At 69.2% G+C, this 19,003-nt stretch carries 19 protein-coding genes; 7 read left to right on the top strand and 12 right to left on the bottom strand.

The annotated features are described in order from the left end of the window. Window positions 1-16: 16 nt before the first annotated feature. The 5 genes from PV646_RS23965 to PV646_RS23985 all read right to left on the bottom strand — a co-directional run bounded on the left by PV646_RS23965 (window position 17) and on the right by PV646_RS23985 (window position 5,739). On the bottom strand, window positions 17-967 hold the full coding sequence (locus PV646_RS23965; RefSeq protein WP_500344419.1) for a carbohydrate ABC transporter permease: 951 nt from the start codon (window positions 965-967) through the stop codon (window positions 17-19). 26 nt (window positions 968-993) lie between these two features. After that, window positions 994-2,958: a fibronectin type III domain-containing protein gene (locus PV646_RS23970; RefSeq protein WP_500344420.1), complete on the bottom strand. Its 1,965-nt coding sequence runs from the start codon at window positions 2,956-2,958 to the stop codon at window positions 994-996. 40 nt (window positions 2,959-2,998) lie between these two features. After that, on the bottom strand, window positions 2,999-4,087 hold the full coding sequence (locus PV646_RS23975; protein ID WP_500344421.1) for a mandelate racemase/muconate lactonizing enzyme family protein: 1,089 nt from the start codon (window positions 4,085-4,087) through the stop codon (window positions 2,999-3,001). A gap of 232 nt (window positions 4,088-4,319) precedes the next feature. Further along, complete coding sequence (locus PV646_RS23980; RefSeq protein ID WP_500344422.1) at window positions 4,320-4,775, bottom strand: SRPBCC family protein; 456 nt, start codon at window positions 4,773-4,775, stop codon at window positions 4,320-4,322. A gap of 34 nt (window positions 4,776-4,809) precedes the next feature. Further along, window positions 4,810-5,739, bottom strand: coding sequence for a D-2-hydroxyacid dehydrogenase family protein (locus tag PV646_RS23985; protein ID WP_500344423.1), 930 nt, complete (start codon window positions 5,737-5,739; stop codon window positions 4,810-4,812). 25 nt (window positions 5,740-5,764) lie between these two features. On the opposite strand from PV646_RS23985, the gene PV646_RS23990 reads away from it, so the two are divergent. After that, window positions 5,765-6,217, top strand: a complete 453-nt coding sequence (locus PV646_RS23990) for a DUF3291 domain-containing protein (RefSeq protein ID WP_500344424.1) — start codon at window positions 5,765-5,767, stop codon at window positions 6,215-6,217. Here the strand turns inward: PV646_RS23990 and PV646_RS23995 are convergent. Further along, complete coding sequence (locus PV646_RS23995; protein ID WP_500344425.1) at window positions 6,177-6,740, bottom strand: TetR/AcrR family transcriptional regulator; 564 nt, start codon at window positions 6,738-6,740, stop codon at window positions 6,177-6,179. The genes PV646_RS23990 and PV646_RS23995 overlap by 41 nt on opposite strands. Window positions 6,741-6,793: 53 nt before the next feature. Here PV646_RS23995 and PV646_RS24000 point away from each other — a divergent pair, with 53 nt between their 5' ends. Beyond that, entirely contained in the window at window positions 6,794-7,174 is a 381-nt protein-coding gene (locus tag PV646_RS24000; protein WP_500344426.1) for a hypothetical protein, read from the top strand. Here PV646_RS24000 and PV646_RS24005 read toward each other — a convergent pair. From PV646_RS24005 to PV646_RS24020, 4 genes are all read right to left on the bottom strand, one after another. Then, on the bottom strand, window positions 7,164-8,294 hold the full coding sequence (locus PV646_RS24005) for a lipase family protein (RefSeq protein WP_500344427.1): 1,131 nt from the start codon (window positions 8,292-8,294) through the stop codon (window positions 7,164-7,166). The two genes, PV646_RS24000 and PV646_RS24005, sit on opposite strands and share 11 nt — an antisense overlap. An 86-nt stretch (window positions 8,295-8,380) precedes the next feature. Next, the gene (locus tag PV646_RS24010) at window positions 8,381-9,787 is read right to left on the bottom strand and encodes an FAD-binding oxidoreductase (RefSeq protein WP_500344428.1); all 1,407 of its coding nucleotides are present in this window, start codon (window positions 9,785-9,787) and stop codon (window positions 8,381-8,383) included. Between the two features lie 225 nt (window positions 9,788-10,012). Next, window positions 10,013-11,110, bottom strand: coding sequence for a calcium:cation antiporter (locus PV646_RS24015; RefSeq protein ID WP_500344429.1), 1,098 nt, complete (start codon window positions 11,108-11,110; stop codon window positions 10,013-10,015). 133 nt (window positions 11,111-11,243) lie between these two features. Next, entirely contained in the window at window positions 11,244-11,636 is a 393-nt protein-coding gene (locus tag PV646_RS24020) for an SSI family serine proteinase inhibitor (RefSeq protein WP_500344430.1), read from the bottom strand. 202 nt (window positions 11,637-11,838) lie between these two features. Between PV646_RS24020 and PV646_RS24025 the strand changes: the two genes are divergently transcribed. The 5 genes from PV646_RS24025 (at window position 11,839) to PV646_RS24045 (ending at window position 16,549) form a co-directional block, all read left to right on the top strand. Beyond that, the gene (locus tag PV646_RS24025; RefSeq protein ID WP_500344431.1) at window positions 11,839-12,468 is read left to right on the top strand and encodes a D-alanyl-D-alanine carboxypeptidase family protein; all 630 of its coding nucleotides are present in this window, start codon (window positions 11,839-11,841) and stop codon (window positions 12,466-12,468) included. Between the two features lie 89 nt (window positions 12,469-12,557). Continuing rightward, window positions 12,558-13,175, top strand: a complete 618-nt coding sequence (locus PV646_RS24030) for a TetR/AcrR family transcriptional regulator (RefSeq protein WP_500344432.1) — start codon at window positions 12,558-12,560, stop codon at window positions 13,173-13,175. A gap of 46 nt (window positions 13,176-13,221) precedes the next feature. Further along, window positions 13,222-13,563, top strand: coding sequence for a hypothetical protein (locus tag PV646_RS24035; RefSeq protein WP_500344433.1), 342 nt, complete (start codon window positions 13,222-13,224; stop codon window positions 13,561-13,563). A gap of 33 nt (window positions 13,564-13,596) precedes the next feature. Next, complete coding sequence (locus PV646_RS24040) at window positions 13,597-14,094, top strand: COG4315 family predicted lipoprotein (RefSeq protein ID WP_500344434.1); 498 nt, start codon at window positions 13,597-13,599, stop codon at window positions 14,092-14,094. Window positions 14,095-14,308: 214 nt separating this feature from the next. Next, complete coding sequence (locus PV646_RS24045; protein ID WP_500344435.1) at window positions 14,309-16,549, top strand: exo-beta-d-1,3/1,6-glucosidase; 2,241 nt, start codon at window positions 14,309-14,311, stop codon at window positions 16,547-16,549. On the opposite strand, the gene PV646_RS24050 is transcribed toward PV646_RS24045, so the two are convergent. Both PV646_RS24050 and PV646_RS24055 read right to left on the bottom strand, forming a co-directional pair. Continuing rightward, complete coding sequence (locus PV646_RS24050) at window positions 16,527-17,285, bottom strand: hypothetical protein (protein WP_500344436.1); 759 nt, start codon at window positions 17,283-17,285, stop codon at window positions 16,527-16,529. The two genes, PV646_RS24045 and PV646_RS24050, sit on opposite strands and share 23 nt — an antisense overlap. Continuing rightward, complete coding sequence (locus tag PV646_RS24055; protein ID WP_500344437.1) at window positions 17,282-18,988, bottom strand: methyltransferase domain-containing protein; 1,707 nt, start codon at window positions 18,986-18,988, stop codon at window positions 17,282-17,284. The genes PV646_RS24050 and PV646_RS24055 overlap by 4 nt, the downstream gene beginning before the upstream one ends. Window positions 18,989-19,003 lie beyond the last annotated feature (15 nt).

The raw sequence follows: 19,003 nt of genomic DNA on the forward strand, positions 1-19,003 counted from the left end.
GTTCACCGGGCCTCCTTCAGTTGGTGTCGGACTCGCCGGCACGGGCCATCCGCATCTGCGTGAAGGTGACCGCGACGAGCATCAGGAACAGGGCGAGCGACATGGTGGCGGCGTAACCGAAGTCGAACTGGCCGAACGCCTTGTCGTAGATGTACATCTGCAGCACCAGCGACGCGTCCGCCGGACCGCCCTTGGTGCTGACCTGGACGATGTCGAAGATCTGGGTCGCGTTGATCACGTTGAGGATCACGACCATCACCAGGATCGGCCGCAGCAGCGGCAGCGTCAGCGAGCGGAACATCTGGAGCTCCGACGCCCCGTCGATCCGGCCGGCCTCGTAGATCGTCGCGGGGATCGTCTGCAGGCCCGCGAAGATGAGGACCGCGTTGTAGCCCATGGACTTCCACACGTTCAGCGCGGCCAGCGTCGGCACCGCCCACGCGTTCGAGCTGAAGAACATGACCGGCTCGCCGGTGATCCAGGTGATCAGCTGGTTCACGATGCCGAGCTGCGGGTCGAGCATCCACGTCCACACCAGCGCCGTGACGACGCCGGAGATGAGGAACGGCAGGATCATCAGCCCGCGGACCGTCGTGCCGACCGCCAGCCGGTGCAACACGACGGCGGTGAGCAGCGAGACGCCGATGCCCAGCACCACGGTCAGCACGACGAAGTACGCCGTGACACCGAGGGAGTGCCAGAACCTGTTGTCGTCGACCAGTTCCTGGATGTTGTCGAGGCCGGTCCACACGGGTGGGCTGAGGATGTGGAACTCGGTGAAGCTCAGGTAGACGCCGCGCAGCATCGGGTAGGCGAAGAACACGCCGAACCCGAGGATGGCGGGCGTGACGAGCAGCCACGCGACCCACGTGTCGTTGCGGCGCGAGGCAGGGCCTTTGCGCTTGCGCGCAGGCGGAGGCGCCGTGGTGGCAGGTCCACGCACGACCTGGGCGCTTGTGTCTTGCACGGTTGTCACCACGGCACCTCCTGGTCCTAGATCCGGATGCTGTCGACGTCGAACACGGAGTCGTCCGGGTTGCCGATCCGGATGGTGTTGTTGCCCTTCAACAGGTAGATGGGCACGGTGACCTTCTGCGGCGTGTTCCAGTCGTCGTCGTTGGAGCCGGCGACGGGCAGCTTGAAGCCGGTGCCGTTCACCGTGACGATGCCGGTCCTGCTGGCGTCGGCGGAGATGTAGGCCAGCTCGACGAGGTACGTGCCCTCACGCGGCGCCACGACCGTCGGCATCGTGACGTTGCCGCTGCCGCCGATGTAGCCGACCTTGCTGCCACCCGAGCACGCGCAGCCGTAGACGGTCGCGCCACCACCGGGGCTGCCCTTCTCCGCCTCGTACGTCACGCTCTCCTGCGGCGTCACGTAGTTCACGGCCTGCGAGCGGGCGCCGTTCTGCACGACGGTGAACTCGTAGGAAGTCGCCGGGGTGAGACCGGTGACGGTCGCCTTGGTGTCGGTGGTGGAGGCGACCTTCTTGTTGCCCGCGTAGACGTCGTAACGCACGCCGGACTTGCCGTACCACTTCAGGGACACGCTGGTCGGGGTGGCCGCGGTGCCCTGCACGACGCCGGGCGCGACCGAGCCGCGCGGCGTGATCGTGAACAGCTTCGAGCCGTGCACCGGCAGGTCCTCGGTGACGGAGCCGGACTTCTGGCCCAGGTCCTTCTTCGCCCACACGTCGCGGACCTTCGCGTTGCCCCGGATGCCGAGCTGCGCGAAGTCGGCCGTCACCTTCGCGGGCTTGGAGCCGAGGTTGAACAACGCCACGGTGTAGCTGCCGTCGCGGTTTCGGGCGTACCAGACCTGCTGGTCGGACGACTGGTCCACGGGCCGCGCCGGGATGCCCGCCTGGTTGATCGCGATGACCTCGTTGTTGGTCAGCAGCTTGTAGCCGTAGTCGTCGATCTTCGTCAGGTCGTCGCCGATGTAGAGCGGCGAGGACGAGATCGACCACAACGTCATGTAGCTCTGGCGCTCGGCCTCGGTGAGGCCGTCCATCTGGCCGTTGCCGACGGCGACGCTGTCGAGGTTGTTCCAGTGGCCGGGGCCCGCGTCGTCGATCCACTGCACGACGTCGTTCCAGCGCTGCTTCACCGACTGGTTCCAGGTGACGAGCGTGTCGCAGTAGCACTCGACGTCGGTGTCGACGCGCCAGCCGTTGGTGTTGGCCTTCCACACGTCGGCGTAGCGGTGGCTCAGCGCCCACGAGATGAGGAACTCGATCGGACGGCCGGTGCTCTTGAGCGCGGAGTTCCACGCCTTCACATCGGTGGTGTTGTCGTAGCGCTCACCGCCGCGGAAGCTGCCGGGGCCGACGCCATCGAGCTTGAGGAAGTCGACGCCCCAGCCCGCGAGCGTCTGGGCGAGGGAGTCGATGTACTTCTGCGAGCACGGGTTCGCGAAGTCCATCTTGTAGGACGAGTCCCACCCGTTCGTCTTGCGCAGGTCGGGGTAGACGACGTCCTTGGTGGTGCAGCCGGGCGCGTTGAAGATCGGGGTCTTGCCGTCGTTGTACGCCTTGGGGTCCAGGCCCACGGCGAGGTAGGAGCCGAACTTCAGGCCCTTGCCGTGGATGTACTCACCGAGCCACTTGAAACCGCGCGGGAACTTCTTCGCGTCCACGACCGGGCGGCCGTACTCGTCGAACGAGCCGAGCCAGCCCGCGTCGACGTTCACGTGGTCGTAGCCGGCCTTCTTGAACCTCGCGGCCAGCACGTCCGCCTGCGCCAGCAGGTTCTTCTCGTTCAGCCAGCTGGCGGGACCGTCCGGGTTCACCCCGGGGTAGTTGGTCGCCTGCAACGTCCAGCTGCTCCAGCCCATGTACGGCTTCTCGGCCTTGGCCGCCGTCTGCTGCTGGACCTGGGGTGCTTGGGCCACGGCTGCGGGGACCGCGATCAGCGACGCGAGCAGACCGGCAACGACACCTAACGCTCTCAAGACCACTCCTTTGTGATTTCCGGCGGTGTTTTCAGGCGGTGAAGGATCATCCGGCGCGTAGGTCTTCCATCGCGTCGCGGTCCCAATCAATGCCGAGACCTGGCGTGTCAGGGGCGAGTGCGTGTCCATTGCGGACGGTCATCTCGCTTCTGGTGATCCCGCGCAGCTGCGGGATGTGCTCGACGAACTTCCCGTTGGGCAGCGCGGCCGCGAGGCTCACGTGCAGCTCCATCAGGAAGTGCGGGCACACGTCGGCGTTGAACGCCTCGGCGACGTGCGCGACCTTGAGGAACGGTGTGATGCCGCCGATCCGTGCGGCGTCGACCTGGATGATCGAGGCGGCACCGCGTTCGAGGTACTCGCGGAACTGCGCCACGGAGTACAGCGACTCCCCCACCGCGATCGGGATGCTGGTCGCCTTGGCCAGACGTTCGTGCCCGCTCACGTCGTCGGCCGGCAGCGGCTCCTCGAGCCAGGTGAGGTTGACGTTCCGGAACGCGTCCGCGCGCCGGATCGCCTCGGCCGCCGTCATGGACTGGTTGGCGTCCACCATGATCGCGAACCGCTCGCCGACCGCCGCCCGGACGGCTTCCAGGCGTTCGACGTCCTCGGTCAGGTCGGGCTTGCCGACCTTCATCTTGATGCCCTGCCAGCCCTGCGCGGCCGTCTCCTTCGCACCCGCGACGAGGTCCTCGGTGCTCAGGTGCAGCCAGCCGCCCTCGGTGTCGTACAGCGGCACCTCCTGCCGGAACCCGCCTGCCACGCGCCACAACGGTTCCTGGGCTCGCAGGCACCGCAGGTCCCACAGCGCGGTGTCCACGGCGGCGAGCGCGAGCGACGTGATCGCGCCGACCGTGGTGGACCGCGTGTACGCGAAGAGGTCACGCCAGATGTGCTCGATCCGGCGGGTGTCGGCGTTGGCGAGACGGGGCAGCAGGTGGTCCTTCAGGAGAGCGAGGACCGAGCTGCCGCCCGTGCCGATCGTGTAGGCGTAACCGAGTCCGGTGAGCCCGTCGTCGGTCTCGATCTCGACGAAGACCGTCTCCTGCTTGATGAACTGCTGGACCGCGTCGGTGCGCAGAGTCTCCACGGGAACGTCCACCTGGAACGCCTCGGCACGTCGGACCTTTGCCACGCCAACTCCTCGGATCTCTGATCCTATAGGATATTTGACGAGGATTAGACGCTGGTGTTTCGAGCGTGTCAACCGTCGTTTGAGCACGTTCCCACGCTGATGACAGCGTTTTCAACGGGATGAGCGGACCGGATCTAGTTCCGGTCCTCCGATGTCTGCAGCTCACGACCGCACCACGCCGCTCCACCGCGGTGTGCAGGTGTGTTTAAAAGTGAGTGATTCTGTCTGATTGTCAGAACGACTCAGCGGCGCGCTTCAGCCGCTGCAAGGTCGTCTCGATGTTGCGCTGGTTCGTCACGGCACGGTTCCGCACGCCGGTCGCGATCTGCGTGATCGGCACGTACCACCCGGGCCTGCGATCCCACGTCGACTCGGTGACGCGGCACCCCTCGCCCGTCGCCGCGATGTCGTACTGCCAGCGCGACACGGCCATCCCCAGCGACCTCACCTCGAACGCGAACCTCTTCGCGGAGCAGTCGGTCACCGTGGACGTCGTCGGCCAGACCCGCCAGCCGCGCTTGTTGATGCCGCGGAACCGGGCGCCGACCTGCGGCCCCGGAGCGTTCAGCCACTTGCCGCCGGAGTACTCCTCGGCGCACTCACCCAGCCCCCGAAGGTCGCTGACCAGCTCGAACACCCGCTGCGGCGAGGCAGCGACATCGATGTGCGCGGAGGCGTCCGGCGTCATGCGCCAGAACTTACTACCGGTAGGTAACCGGCCGCTAGAGCTGCCGGACCGGTTCACCCGCGAGGAACGCGTGGATGTCCTCGACGGCCTCGGTGAAGTAGGTGCGGTAGTTCGACTCGGTCACGTAGCCGAGGTGCGGGGTCGCCAGCACGTTCGGCAGGCCGCGCAACGAGTCGGTCAGCGGCAGCGGCTCCACCTCGAACACGTCCAGCCCGGCACCGGCGATCCTCTTCTCCCGCAACACGTCCAGCAACGCGGGTCCGTCCACGATGGCCGCGCGGGAGGTGTTGACCAGGAACGCCGAGGGCTTCAGGCAGGCCAGCGCGGCGGCGTCGACCAGGCCTCGGGTGCGCTCGCTCAGCACCAGGTGGACGGACGCGAAGTCGCTCTGCGCCAACAGGTCGTGCAGTCCGGACGCCAGTCGCACGCCCTCGGCTTCGACCCGCTCGGCGGTGAGGTTCTGGCTCCACGCCACGACGTCCATGCCGAACGCCTTGCCGACGCGCGCGACGGCCTTGCCGAGGTGGCCGAAGCCGAGCAGGCCGAGGGTGCGGCCGGCCAGGTCGACGCCGACGGTGCTCTGCCAGCGGCCGCCGTTGTGGAAGGCCGCGTTCTCGACGGTCAGGTGGCGGGCGAGGCCGAGGATCAACGCCCAGGTCAGCTCGGTCGGCGGGGTCTTGGCGCTGCCGGTGCCGCACACCGTGACGCCGTGCCGGCGCGCCGCGTCCAGGTCGATCGCGGCGTTGCGCATGCCGCTGGTGATCAGCAGCTTCAAGCGAGGCAGTCGGGCGAACAGGGCCGCGTCGAACGGGGTCCGCTCGCGCATGATCACGACGCACTCGGCCCCGGCCAGTTCCGCTGCCGGGTCGGGCAGGTGGTCGCGCAGCACCGTCACGTCGAGGCCTGACCAGTCGGCGTTCACGAGAGCCACGCCCTGGTAGTCGTCGAGCACCACACACCGCATGGGTCGATCATGTCAGAGTAGGCGCATGGGAGCCTTCCACCTGGCGCAGGCCAACATCACGACCGGGCGGTGGGCGTTCGACCACTGGAGGATGCGCGGGTTCACGAGCCGGGTCGAGGCGATCAACGACCTCGCGCAGGAGGCTCCCGGTTTCGTGTGGCGGCCGACCTCCGAGCGCATGACGAACGACATGCTGCGACTGGGTCGCGACCCGATGCGGGAGGCGTTCAACCTCAGCGTGTGGGAGTCGGTGGAGGCGTTGTGGGCGTTCGCTTTCAGCGGCGTGCACCTCGAGGCGCTCAAGCGCGGCAGGCAGTGGTTCGATCCGGCGAGCGCGTTCGACGTCCTGTGGTGGGTGCCGGCCGGGCATCAGCCGACGACCGGGGAAGGCCTCGAGAAGCTCGAACTGGTCAAGCAGGGCCCGACGCCGGAGGGGTTCACGTTCCGGCGGCGTTTCCCCGCGCCAGAGCACCCCTGACGATGATCTCCGTCATCGGCCGCGGGTCGATCGCCTCGCCCCGCGCGAACTGTTGCAGGAACACACCTTGCACGCACGCCCCCAGGGTGTCCGCCGCGGCCAGCGGATCGCGGGCGCCGAGGCTCGCCAGCGCGGGCACGAGCACGGCCGCCATGGTCGCCCGGCCGCGCAGCAACGCCTGACGCACCTGAGGATTCGTCGCCGCCTCCATCCACAACACCATGCGCGCCTTGGTCGTGACGAGGTTCGGGCCGGTCATGTACGCGTACAACCGGCACAGCTCGTCGACCAGGTCGTCCGCCGTGAGGGGCTTGAGCGTGGCGGTCACCTCCGGGGTCTCCTGGCGCACCATCCAGTCCACGACTCCGACGAGCAGGGCGTCCCGGCTGCGGAAGTAGTTGGACGTCGAGCCCTTGGGCAGGCCCGCGCGATCGTCCACCCGAGCGTGCGTCAGGCCGCGCAGGCCCTCGGTGCCGAGCAGGTCGACCGCGGCGGCGAGGGCACGTTCCCGGTTCGAGGTCACCAGCCCACTATAAACGTAGTGACTGAGCACTACGATCGTAGTACCGTTCGAGCATGGCCGTCATCGCTCTCGTCGGATGGGTTCTCAACAGCCTTCTGGGGCTGTACATGCTGAAAGCACGAAGACAGAGGCTCGCGCTCTTCCACCTGGCCGTCATGCTGACCGGTCTCGGACTCTGGGTCGGCTTCGTCGCCGCGGACGTGGTCGCGCTGGCGTGGCTCGCGTGGGCCGTGCTCAACGTCGGCAACGGCCTCGGCGACACGCTGCTGACCAGGGGCTGGCGCCGCCGCAATCCCACCGCCCCCGGCAACGCGTACTGGCAGGCGGCGAAGGAGGCCACCTTCACGACGAAGAGGCCCCTCCCGCTGGCGCACGGCTTTCTCGCGGGAGGGACCTACTTCACGGCGCTGGCGGCCGCGGTGATCAGCAGTTAGGGCGGGTCCGCCCACCGGCGAACCGGTCGCCCAGCCAGTTCATCGCGTTCGTGCCCCACGCGCTGACGGCGGTGACGTGCCCGAGCAGCGGCAGCGCGGTCCACTGCACGTCGGCACCCAGCGAGCACCACTGCGAGCGCAGCTTCTGCCCGACACCGAACGGGATCAGCTCGTCCAGCGTGCCGTGGTAGAGGTAGACCGGCGCGGCAGGCCTGACCGAGCCGAGCGTGTTCTCCTTCAACCGCTTCTGCCACAACGGGTTCTGGATGACGTCCGGCGTCGTCGTCAGCGAGTTGAGGCGCGTGAACGGTGCCACCAGGGCGATCTCCGCGACGCACGCCTCGCGGATCCGGTCGACGACCTGCGTGCCGCGGGCGTTGAGGACCGAGGACAGCGGCAGTTCGGGGTAGGCCGCGGCGTACCCGGCGGCTGCCGCGAACACCAGGCCGGCGCCCGCGTTGCCGTCGTTGAACTTCGCGACCGCGTTCAGGTCGGCGGGCACACCACCGGCGGCGACGCCGACGATGTTCAGCGACGGCGCGTAGGACTGCCACTGCTCGGCGGCGGACGACGCGGCCTGACCACCCTGGGAGTAACCGAAAACGCCGACCGGGGCATCAGCCGACAGACCCGGGACGCCGCTCGCCGCCCGTGCCACGTCGAGCAGTGCGCGGCCCTCCGAACGGGACACCGCGTACGTGTGATCCCCAGGCGTGCCAAGGCCTTCGTAGTCGGTGACGGCGACGGCCCAGCCCTTGAGCATGGCCTGCGCGAGGAACGCGATCTCCACCTCGGTGCCGCCCTGCAGCTGCCGCGACGGCGCGCACTGGTCACCCATCCCCTGAGTGCCCATCGCGTACGCCACGATCGGCCGCGGGCCGTCGGTCCACGGCAGCGGTGACACGAGCACCATGCCGGACACGACGTTCGACGCGCCGGTCGCGGACGTGGAGCGGTAGCGGATGTCGTACGCCTTCACCGGCGCCGGGAGGAGCCTGAGCGGTTCCGGGTGCCACGCCACCTCCCGGCTGCTGACCAGCTCCCCCGGCGCGGCCGCGGACGCGGGCGTGACCAGGGTGAACAACAGGAGGACGGCGGCGAGCACGGAACGGAGCTGCATCGTTGGACCCCTTTGTGGTAACCGGCGTTACCGCAATGTAGGGCCGAACGCCGCAGCAGGACAATAGTCCGTTCGGCTTTATGGATTCACGCGAGGCCCTGGGGGAACGTGAAGACCCGATCGGGGTCGTACTTGCGCGCCACCTCCCGGAGCCTGGTCAGCGACGAGCCGTAGTACGTGTTCGCCCAGTCCGGCATCTGCGGATCGATGTAGTTCACGTACCCGGTGGCGCCGAACATCTTGCCGAGCTCGTCGCGCGCCACGCCCATCGCGCGCCGCGCGTTCGCCTCCCCCGCCTGCAACGAGAGTTCGACCTGGATGCTCGCCAGTGCGGTCCGGTGCGGGAACGCCGTGGCCGGGCCGCGGCCGACGGCACCACCGAGGGCGTCGATCATGTTGTACGAGTTCGGTGTGCTCTTGAAGATGTCGGCGAGCTTCTGCGGGTCGGTGATCGGCCTGGTCAACATCCGCGACGTGGCGACGTAGCTGCCGCGCGACTGGCTGCCGCCTCCGCCGTTCCACGACGGTTTGCACGAACCGTCGCTGACGCGGCACCACGCGAACCGCTCCATCGCGGCGAGGAAGCTCTGTTCGGTCTCCCGGCGGGAGACCGGCTGTGAGCCGACGCGGCGCACGAGGTCGTCCAGCAGCGGACGGAGGTTCGCCGGCGTTCCCACGAAACAGCCGCCGACCTCGACGTGCGGGTTCGAGCCGCTGCCCACGCCGACGGTCGACGTCAGCGCGTCCGGCGCCTTGCCCTGCCAGTCCGGCCAGACGCTGAGCAGCGAGGCGAGTGCCGCCGAGGGGAACCGCACGGTGAAGGTGGTCAGGTCGCGGGCGGGCTCGGTCCGGAACACGAACGACGTGACGATGCCGAAGTTGCCGCCACCGCCCCCGCGCAACGCCCAGAACAGGTCCGCGTGCTCGGTGGCGGACGCGGTCCGGTGCACCCCGTCGGGCGTCACGATCCGAGCGCTGACCAGCCGGTCGCTCGTGAGCCCGAACTGGCGGGCGGTCACGCCGATGCCGCCGCCGAGCGTCAGCCCGGAGATCCCGACCGTCGCGCACGTGCCCGCCGGCATCATCCGGCCGGCGCCGGCCAGCGCGATGTAGAGGTCCATCAGCAACACGCCCGCGCCGACCTCGACCGTGCCGTCCGGCCGGACGTCGATCCGGTTGAGACCGCGCACGTCGACGATCAGCGCACCGTCCGCCGTGGAGTAGCCGGGATAGCTGTGCCCGCCGCACCGGGCCGCGATCCGCGTGCGGTCCGTGCGCGCGATCTCGATGCACCGCTGGACGTCCGCGGGTGACAGGACTCGAGCGATCGCGCTGGGACGCTGGGCGTCGTACTGCGTGAAGTAGCCGAGCTTGGCGTCTCTGTAGGCGGCGTCGCCGGGCCTGATCAGCTGGACGTCCATTGTGGACCTGCCGACCAGTGCCGACACGGCTCCGAGCGCGGCTGTGTGCAGAAGTGCCCTCCGACGCAACATCCCACGAACGTAGGAGCCGGACGAACAGGGCACAACGGATCAAGCGACCGGTCCTGATACCGGCTAGCGCCGCGGCGCGAAATTTGCCGGGTCAGTTCGCGGTCAGACGGGCGGATCGTGGTGCCGCCCCCACGTCCTCATACTGGAACGTATGGGGGCGTGGGGGCGGTGCCGCGAGCCGCCCTGCTGAGCGTGAACTGGCTCGCCAAATTTCGCGGCGCGGCGCTAGGGGTTCACAGCCAGGAACAGGAACGCCGCCAGCAGGATCAGGTGCACGCCACCCTGCAGGCGGGTCGCCCGCCCCGGCACGACGGTCAGCACGCTGACCAGCACCGTCAGCAGCAGCAGGATCATCTGCGTCGACCCGAGGCCGAGCATCAGCGGTCCGTCCAGCCAGATCGTCGCCAGCGCGATCGTCGGGATGGTGAGGCCGATGCTCGCGATCGCCGAGCCGTAGCCGAGGTTGATGCTGGTCTGGATCCGGTCGCGCAACGCGGCGCGGGCGGCGGCGATCGTCTCGGGCAGCAGCACCAGCAGGGCGATGACGACACCGACGAACGACTGCGGGAACCCGGCGGCGCGCACGCCCGCCTCGATCGCGGGCGACTCGATCTTCGCGAGGCCGACCACCGCGACCAGCGCGAGGAGCAGGAAGCCGAGCGAGGTGAGCGCGGCCTTGCCGGACGGCGCCTCGGCGTGTTCGTCGGCCTCGATCACCCCGTCCTCGTCGACGGGCAGGAAGAAGTCGCGGTGCCGGACGGTCTGGGTGAAGACGAACAGCGCGTACAGGCCGAGGGACGCGATCGCGGCGAACGCGAGCTGCGGGCCGGAGAACTCGGGGCCGGGCGTCGTCGTGGTGAACGTCGGCAGCACCAGGGTCAGCGTCGCGAGCGTCATCACCGTGGCGAGCGCGCCGCCGCTGCCCTCCGCGTTGAACAGGATCGTGTGGTGCTTGATGGCCCCGAGCAGCAGCGCGATGCCGACGATGCCGTTCGTGGTGATCATCACGGCGGCGAACACCGTGTCGCGCGCCAGCGAGGAGGCCTCCGGGCCGCCCGACACCATCAGCGTGACGATCAGCGCCACCTCGATGATCGTCACCGCGACCGCGAGGACCAGCGACCCGTAGGGCTCCCCCACCCTCAGCGCGACGACCTCGGCGTGATGCACCGCGGCGAGCACGGTCGCGGCGAGGACCACGGCGACGAGCGCGACGAGCACGCCGCCGAGGTCGCGCCCCCAGGTCAGCCCGAGCAGGACCATGCCTAGTACGGGGGTGATGGTCGTCCAGTGGAGCAGCGGGAAGCGAGGGGCGGCGGCCATGATCTAACCCTCGCATACCGGGCGGACCCTCCGCCATTCGGCGGAGCACTGATTCCGGGTGCAAGAAAATGTGGAGCGGAGCGCCCCTGCCGCGCCCCGCTCCACATTTTCATTGCGATGCCGTGATCGATTCCTAGAAATCGAAGAGGGCACCGGTGTGCGCCAGCATGACGCACGAGTTCGGGTAGGTGTGCACCTCGTTGACGGGCTCACCGCGCCAGAAACCGAACATCGCGACCTCGACGGGGGCGTAGTGGAACGTGCACGCCCGCTCGTCGGCCTGCATGGTCTGCAGGTCGGCACCGGAGGCGGCGAGCGTCGCGCAGGCGAGGGCCCTGCGCGGGTGCTGGTCACCTCGTTCGCAGGTCAGGACGGTTGCCTTGAAGGCACTGCCGTCGAACTCCGAGTACTGCGCGGAGAGCACGAGCGCCGTGCCCCGATGCGCCGGCGGAGCGGCCTGGGCGGTGCCGGCGAAAGCGAAGAGCGACACGAACAGAGCAACGAACGCGAAAATGCGGCCGGACATGAAAGCGGTCCTCCTGAGACCTCACAAAAACGGGCCGGTTCTCGGCCGACGCAGATGTTGCCACCACGAATCACGGCAGCGAAAGGGGCCAGGAACTGTTCACCGATCACATTTGATCGCCGCATCCAAAGTATCACTGGGCCGAACGGATGTGTCGCAAGCCACGTCCACCGGGACACAGCTGCCGACGGACTGTTACGGGTTGCTGACAGACGAGGTTGCGCGCCGACGTATTATTCGAATCATGTCCAAGACCTCCAGACGCGTCGTGTTCGGCGTGCTCCTGATCGTCACACTCGTGGTTTCCACCGGCGGCGCGCTGGGTTACCTGGGCAGATTGACGCTCGTGTTCGACCGCCATCCGGGAAAGCCGCTCGCGATAATCGAGGAAGTGCCGGGACCACCGGACGGGCCGAACTGCTCGATCGACGCCCGGTACTTCGACGAGGACCCGAGAGGCCTGCGCCCCGAGGTGCTCGAGGCGTGGCTGGCACTGCGCTCCAAGGCCTCTGAGCAGGGCGTCAAGCTCTGCCTCAACGACGGCAAGCGCAGCCGTCAGCAACAGCAGGCGGAGTTCGACGAGGCCGTCGAGAAGTTCGGGACCGAAGAACTCGCGTCGAAGTACGTGCTGAATCCACCGGACCGCTCGATGCACGTGATCGGGTTCGCGGTCGACATTCAGCCGATCGAATCAGCGAAATGGGTCGAGAAAAACGGCAGCACCCTCGGCTGGTGCCGCCGTTACGAAAACGAGCAGTGGCATTTCGAGTACAACTCCGGCTACCCCACCGGGGGGTGCCCCGCCCTGATCCCCAGCGCGACGGGCAGCTGACCCCCGCGCAAAGGTCTAGACGCCTGGGGTGCGCGAGGGGTTGCGTGGACGTAATCTGACAAGCCCAGTTACCAGATTGGAGCACCCCGGTGGCCCGTGCCTACGGCGGAATCTCACCCGAGCAGCGCAGGGCCGAGCGCCGGGCGAAGCTGCTGCAGGCGGGTCTCCAGTTGTTCACGAGCACGGGCTTCGCCGCCACGAAGATCACCGAGGTGTGCACCGAGGCGGGCGTCTCGACGCGCAACTTCTACGAGGAGTTCGCCTCGAAGGAAGACCTCCTGCGCGACCTGCACGACCTGATCAACGCCACGGCGTTCACGCGGGTCCGCACGGCGCTGACCGAACTGGAGGCGGCGGACCTCGACACCCGGATCACGACGCTGCTGGACGTGTTCGTGAGCAGCGTGACCGCCGATCCCCGTGCGCCGCGCCTCAACTACGTCGAGGCCGTGGGCGTGAACGCGGAGATCGAGCAGCAGCACGTGCGCTGGGTGACCACGTGGGCGGAGTTCATCGAGTCGGAGGCGCTGCGGGCGGCGGCCGCGGGGGTGGCGCCGCAGCGGTCGTACCGGCTCACCGCCATCGCGCTCGTGGGGGCGATCACGGGGCTGCTGCGCGAGTGGCAGGCGCACCGGCCGCCGCTCGCGGTCGACGAGATCGCCGCGGAGATCCGCGAACTGATGCTGGCGGCCATCACCCGCCCGTGAACGCGTTCCAGCCGCGAGGGCGCCGCCACGGCCGTACGGTGCCGTCATGGACGAGATCCCGGAGGCGCTGGCGCGGCTCGCGGCCGAACGCGGTCTCGGCACGTACACCCGGCAGGTCCGCCGGCGCGTCACGGCCGTCACGGTGCTGGGCGTCATCGCGATGACCGGCGTCGCTCTCCTGTTGCTGCTGCTCAGCGCGGCGCCACTGGTCATCCTCGTGTTGCCGGTCCTGATCGCCGGGCTGCTGCTGCACCGGCGACGGGGGGCCGTCCTGTACGTGTTCGACGGAGGGGTTGTCGTGGCGAGCGGCTGGACGGCGCCCCAGGCCGTGCCGTGGGACCAGCTCGGGGGCAGGCTGGCGGAGACCGTGCGGCGAGCCAGGGGATGAACCGGCGAGGCCCCGCTGTCCGTAATCCCCCTTGTGAGCCGATTCGCCGTTCTCGCGCTGCTCGTGTGCCTGGGTGCCTGTTCCGCACCGCCGGAGGAGGAGACCGCCACGCTGGACGAACTGGAGGCCGCTGCCGGTCCGGTAGCGGGGCCCACTCAGGTGCTACCGGGAGACATCGCGAAACTGCAGGTCGCAGAGTCGCCCGCGGTCGGCCTCGTCGTGGCCGACCGCGAGCACAACACCCTCTACTTCACCACCGCGGACGGCCCGTCGAAGCCGACCTGCCTCGAACCGGAGTGCACGCTCGTGTGGCCGCCGCTGCTGGCCGCGGGCGGCAAGATCGAGGCCCCTGCGCTCGACCAGGCCCTGCTGGGCACGACGAAGCGTCCGGACGGCCTGGAACAGGTCACCATCGCCGGCAAGCCCGTCTACCGCTACGTGGACGACGAGGGGTCCGGTCACACGACCGGGCACGGCGTCGACGACAAGTGGTTCGCCATCTCCCCCGCCGGCACGAAGGCGAGCAAGTAGTTCGCCATCCGGCGCATCAGCGCCGCGTAACGCCCACGACACACACCGATACCGGCTGCCCACCCGGGTAGCCGGTTCGTCGCGTTTGGGTTACTCGAACGATTCGTTTGTACCGGAAATCCTGAAACCGGTTCCGCGCGGAACCGGTTTCAGGTATCTACTGTGAGAGCGCTCCCATAGACGCTGCCGCCGCACGAGCCCTCTCGGAGACCACATGGATCGCGACGACGTGCCCTACCTCGACGCCACGCTGCCCACCGCGGAGCGGGTGGCCGACCTGCTGGGCCGCATGACGCCGGCCGAGAAGGTCGGCCAGATGATGCAGCTGGACTCGAGGGAGGACCTGGACGACCACGTGCTGCGCAAGCACGTCGGGTCGATCCTGCACACCTCGCCGGAACGCGTGCTGCGTGCCCAGGACCTCACCACCCGGACACGGCTGCGCGTCCCGCTGCTGATCGCCGAGGACTGCATCCACGGCCACTCGTTCTACGAGGGCGCCACGATCTTCCCGACGCAGCTCGGCATGGCCGCGAGCTGGGACCCGCAGCTCGTCGAGCAGGTCGCCCGCGTCACCGCCGTCGAGGCCGCCGCGACCGGCGTGCACTGGACGTTCTCGCCGGTCCTGTGCATCTCGCGGGACCTGCGCTGGGGCCGCGTGGACGAGACGTTCGGCGAGGACCCGGTGCTGATCGGTGAGCTCGCGGCTGCCATGGTCCGCGGTTACCAGGGCGACGGCCTGGCCGACGAGACGGCGATCCTCGCGACCGCGAAGCACTTCGCCGGGTACTCGGAGACCCAGGGCGGGCGCGACGCGAGTGAGGCCGACCTGTCGCGGCGCAAGCTGCGGTCGTGGTTCCTGCCGCCGTTCGAGAAGGTCGCCCGTGAGGGCTGCGCGACGTTCATGCTCGGCTACCAGTCCACCGACGGTGTGCCGATCACGGTCAACTCGTGGCTGCTCGACGAGGTGCTGCGCGGCGAGTGGGGCTACAAGGGCACGCTCATCACCGACTGGGACAACGTCGGGCGCATGGTCTGGGAGCAGAAGCTGCAGCCCGACCACATGCACGCCGCCGCGGCCGCCGTGAAGGCCGGCAACGACATGATCATGACCACCCCGCAGTTCTTCGACGGCGCGTTGCAGGCCGTCGAGGAGGGTCTGCTGGCCGAGTCGGACCTCGACCGCGCGGTCACCCGCATCCTGACGCTCAAGTTCGACCTCGGGCTCTTCGAGAACCCGCGCAGGCCCGACGCCGAACGCCAGCGCACGATGATCAACCACGACGACCACGTGGCGCTGAACCTGCAGGTCGCGCGCCGGTCGCTGGTGCTGCTGCGCAACGACGGCGTGCTGCCGTTCGCGAAGTCCAAGGGCAGGATCGCGGTCGTCGGTCCGCTCGCCGACGACGCCCAGACCCAGCTCGGCGACTGGGCCGGGTCCTCCGGTCAGGCCGACTGGCTGCCCAACGGCCACCCGCGCGAGATGATCACGACCGTCCTCGACGGACTGCGCGAGCTGTCCTCGCAGGAGGTCACGTACGCCCGTGGCGCCGACATCCTCACCCTCGAACCGGACCCCGAGGGCGACACGTTCCCCGACGGCCAGCCCCGCCCGCCCGTGGTGAAGGCCTGCGCGCCGGACGCTCAGCTGATCGCGGAGGCCATCGCGGCGGCGCAGGACGCCGACTACGTCGTCGCGGTCGTCGGTGACCTGATCGAACTGGTCGGCGAGGGCCGTTCCACCGCCACGCTCGACCTGATCGGCGGCCAGATCGCCCTGCTCGACGCGCTGGCCGAGACCGGCAAGCCGCTGATCGTGGTGCTGCTCGCGTCGAAGCCGCTGGTCCTGCCCGCCTCCGCGCGGAACGCCGCCGCGCTGCTGTGGGTCGCGAATCCCGGCATGCAGGGCGGCCGCGCGATCGCCGAGGTGCTGCACGGCCTGGTCGAGCCCAGCGGCCGGCTGCCGATCTCGTTCGCGGCGCACGCCGGTCAGCAGCCGACGTACTACAACCAGATCCGCGGCCAGCACGGCACGCGCTACGCCGACCTCACGCAGGAGCCGGCGTTCGTGTTCGGCGAGGGCCTGTCGTACACGACGGTCGAGTACGGCGACCTGCACGTCGAGACGGCCGTGCTGCGTCCGGACGAGACGGTCAGGGCCTCGATCACGCTGACCAACACCGGCGCGCGGCCGTCCCGCGAGACCGTGCAGGTCTACGTGAGCGACGCCGTGACGTCGGTGAGCTGGGCGGACAAGGAGCTCAAGACGTTCACGCAGGTCGACGTGGCACCCGGTGAGACCGTGAAGGTCGACCTGGAGCTCCCCGTCTCGGACTGCACGATCGTCGACGCGGCCGGGTCGCGCGTGGTGGAGCCCGGCGAGTTCGTCCTGCTCGTGGGTCCGAGCTCGAGGGACCTGCGCCGGGCCGAGTTCACCGTAAAGCCGCTGTCTTGAAGGGACCGGGCGTGATCGTGAGGTAGCGGGGAGGGATCTCCACCGCCTTCGTGATCGCCTTCTTCACCGCCGGGACCAGGTCCGCGTCGACGAGAGCGACCGCGGGCCTGCCCGGCGGGTCGACCAGCATGCTCGCGCCGCGCGCGCCGGCGGCGAGTGCGGCCTCGACCACCGCGTCCTGCTCGGGATCGGGGTGCTGGGCGCGGTGGTACGCGGTCAGGGCCGCGCCCAAGTCTTGGAAGTCGTGCTCGTACGGCCGCTCCTCCTGCGGTTCCTCCCGCCGGATCCGGGTGTCGACCACGAGCAGCCGCTGACCGGGCAGGTCGAGCAGGTCGGGGTCCGGCCCGTCGATCTGGCCGAGCGCGAGTGCGACGGCCGCGTTGAGGGCCTGGCTCGCGGACAGTCCACTGCCGTGCGGCAGGTCCACACTGCACATCAGCGTGGCGCCGCCTCTCGCTCGCACGCCTCGTGCCCACGCCGGGACGTCGTCCGACGGCAGCACGGCACGTTCGGCGGGACGGTTCACCGACACGAGTTCGAGGACGCCGTCGTCGCGCAGGTCCCCCGCGACGATCGCACCCCACTTGGCGGGGACCCTGACGGCGCCGCCCAGCAGGTTCAGCACTCCCGGCGCGTACCAGACACCTTGCGCCGGCCTGCCGAACGTGCGCCGGAACGCGTGCGGCACCAGCCTGAGCTCCGGCGCGAGCTCAGGCCTGTCCGCGAGGTCCGTCATGCCTTGCGCGCCAGCAGCCGGTAGGCGTTGCCGTTCCCGGTGCGGGCGGCCAGGAACCGGTTCACCGTCTGGTCCAGGCCCAGCGCGACGAAGAACGCCGGGATGCCCAGCGACCACACCAGGAAGCTGCGGGTGCGGCGGAGTCGCACCTTCTCCGGACGCCACGGCGCGGGCGTGCGAGGTGCCTTGTCACCGAGCCACAGCAGCAACGCGAGCGTGAAGTCGTTGCAGAGATGGGCTTCCTTGCGTTCGGTGGCCACCGTGGTCAGTCCGCGGTCGGCGAGCGCGTGCTCCAGGTTGCCGATCGGCATCATGTGCTGGTGCTGCGGCTGGAACCACGGCATCCAGTACTGGCCGAACAGCCTGCCCAGCCGCCACTCCGGGTCCGGCAGCTCGATCAGCAGGTAACCGCCGTTCGGCAGCACGTCCGCGGCGATGTCGAGCTCTTCCCACGGGTCGCGCACGTGTTCCAGGTAGTGGTGCATGCTGATCACGTCGTAGCGGCCCTTGAGCTCGCCCGCGAAGTCCTTGAAGCTGCCGCGGTAGGAGTTCTCGATCCGGCCGAGCCGGGCCGCGTCCTCGATGGCCGCGCCCTGGTCGAGCCCGTCGAACTGCGTCTGCGGCAGAACCTCCTTGGCCCCCAGGCAGAAGTGCGCGTGCCCGGACCCGACGTCCAGCCAGCGTTCGGGCTTGGTGAACGGCTCGACCATGCGCGCGCGGCCGTAGTACGGGTCGGTCTTGCCGGAGAACACCGCTTCCGCCGACGTCTCGCCCAGGCCGTCGTAGAAGTCGCGGTAGTAGAAACCGAGGCCTTCCTCGGTGAGGCGCGGGTTCTGCCAGACGTGTCCACATCGGACACACCGGTCCATCGTGAACGTGCCGGGCTTGCGCTGCACCAGGTCCGTCGCGGTGACCCAGCGGCGCAGGTCCGTGCTCCCGCAAGACGGGCAGGTGTCGCGCGGAGCCTCGTGGAAGTTCCGGTCGCGGTTCTGCTCGTACCAGGGCGTGGCCCGCTCGAGGTGCTCGGCCTGCCGGAGTTCGGCGGTGGACTTCTTGCCGCCGGACGTCTTGAACCACAGGTAGGGCGTGCGCACGACGCGCGGCACCCACAGGTCACGGGGCTTGAGCGGTGTGCCCGCGAACACCAGGATCGGGTGCGCCCAGTAGGCGGCCAGCGCGACGAGTCCCCACTGCCAGTTCGTGATCAGGGCGGCGGCCACCGTCGCGTACCCGATGACCGAGCCCGCGATCCACAGCGACGGGCGCTTTCCGAGCCGCCGGAGAATCGCCGCGCGGTACCCGAGGTCGTACGGCCCGGCCTTCAGTCCCGGCGCGACCGCGATGTCGACCTTGGCGTGCACGTGGTCCTTGACCCGCCGCACGTACGCGATGAACTCCGTCGGGTCGCTCGGGTCGATCTCCTCGCGGTACTTCTCCCGCACCAGCACCGCCTGCGACGCGCTGATCCCGCGCGCCCACTGGTCGTCGCGGTACTTGCCGGGGTCGACCGCGCCGAGCAGGTCCAGCGCCGCCACGGTGGGCAGGTCGCGCGGGACGAGGTCGACGAGGTCGTCCGCGGTCTCCCACGAGCCCTCCGGATGGACCCCGGTGGCGGTGAGAAGCGAGTGCTCGCCCGCGCCCGGAGCGAGCACTCGCAGCTTGGACGCGCGGGACCGCAGGCGCAGCAAGTCCAAGAGGACCACGAGCACCACCAGCCC

The sequence above is a fragment of the Streptomyces sp. ID05-26A genome (assembly GCF_033794685.1).
Taxonomy (GTDB): Bacteria; Actinomycetota; Actinomycetes; order Mycobacteriales; family Pseudonocardiaceae; genus Lentzea.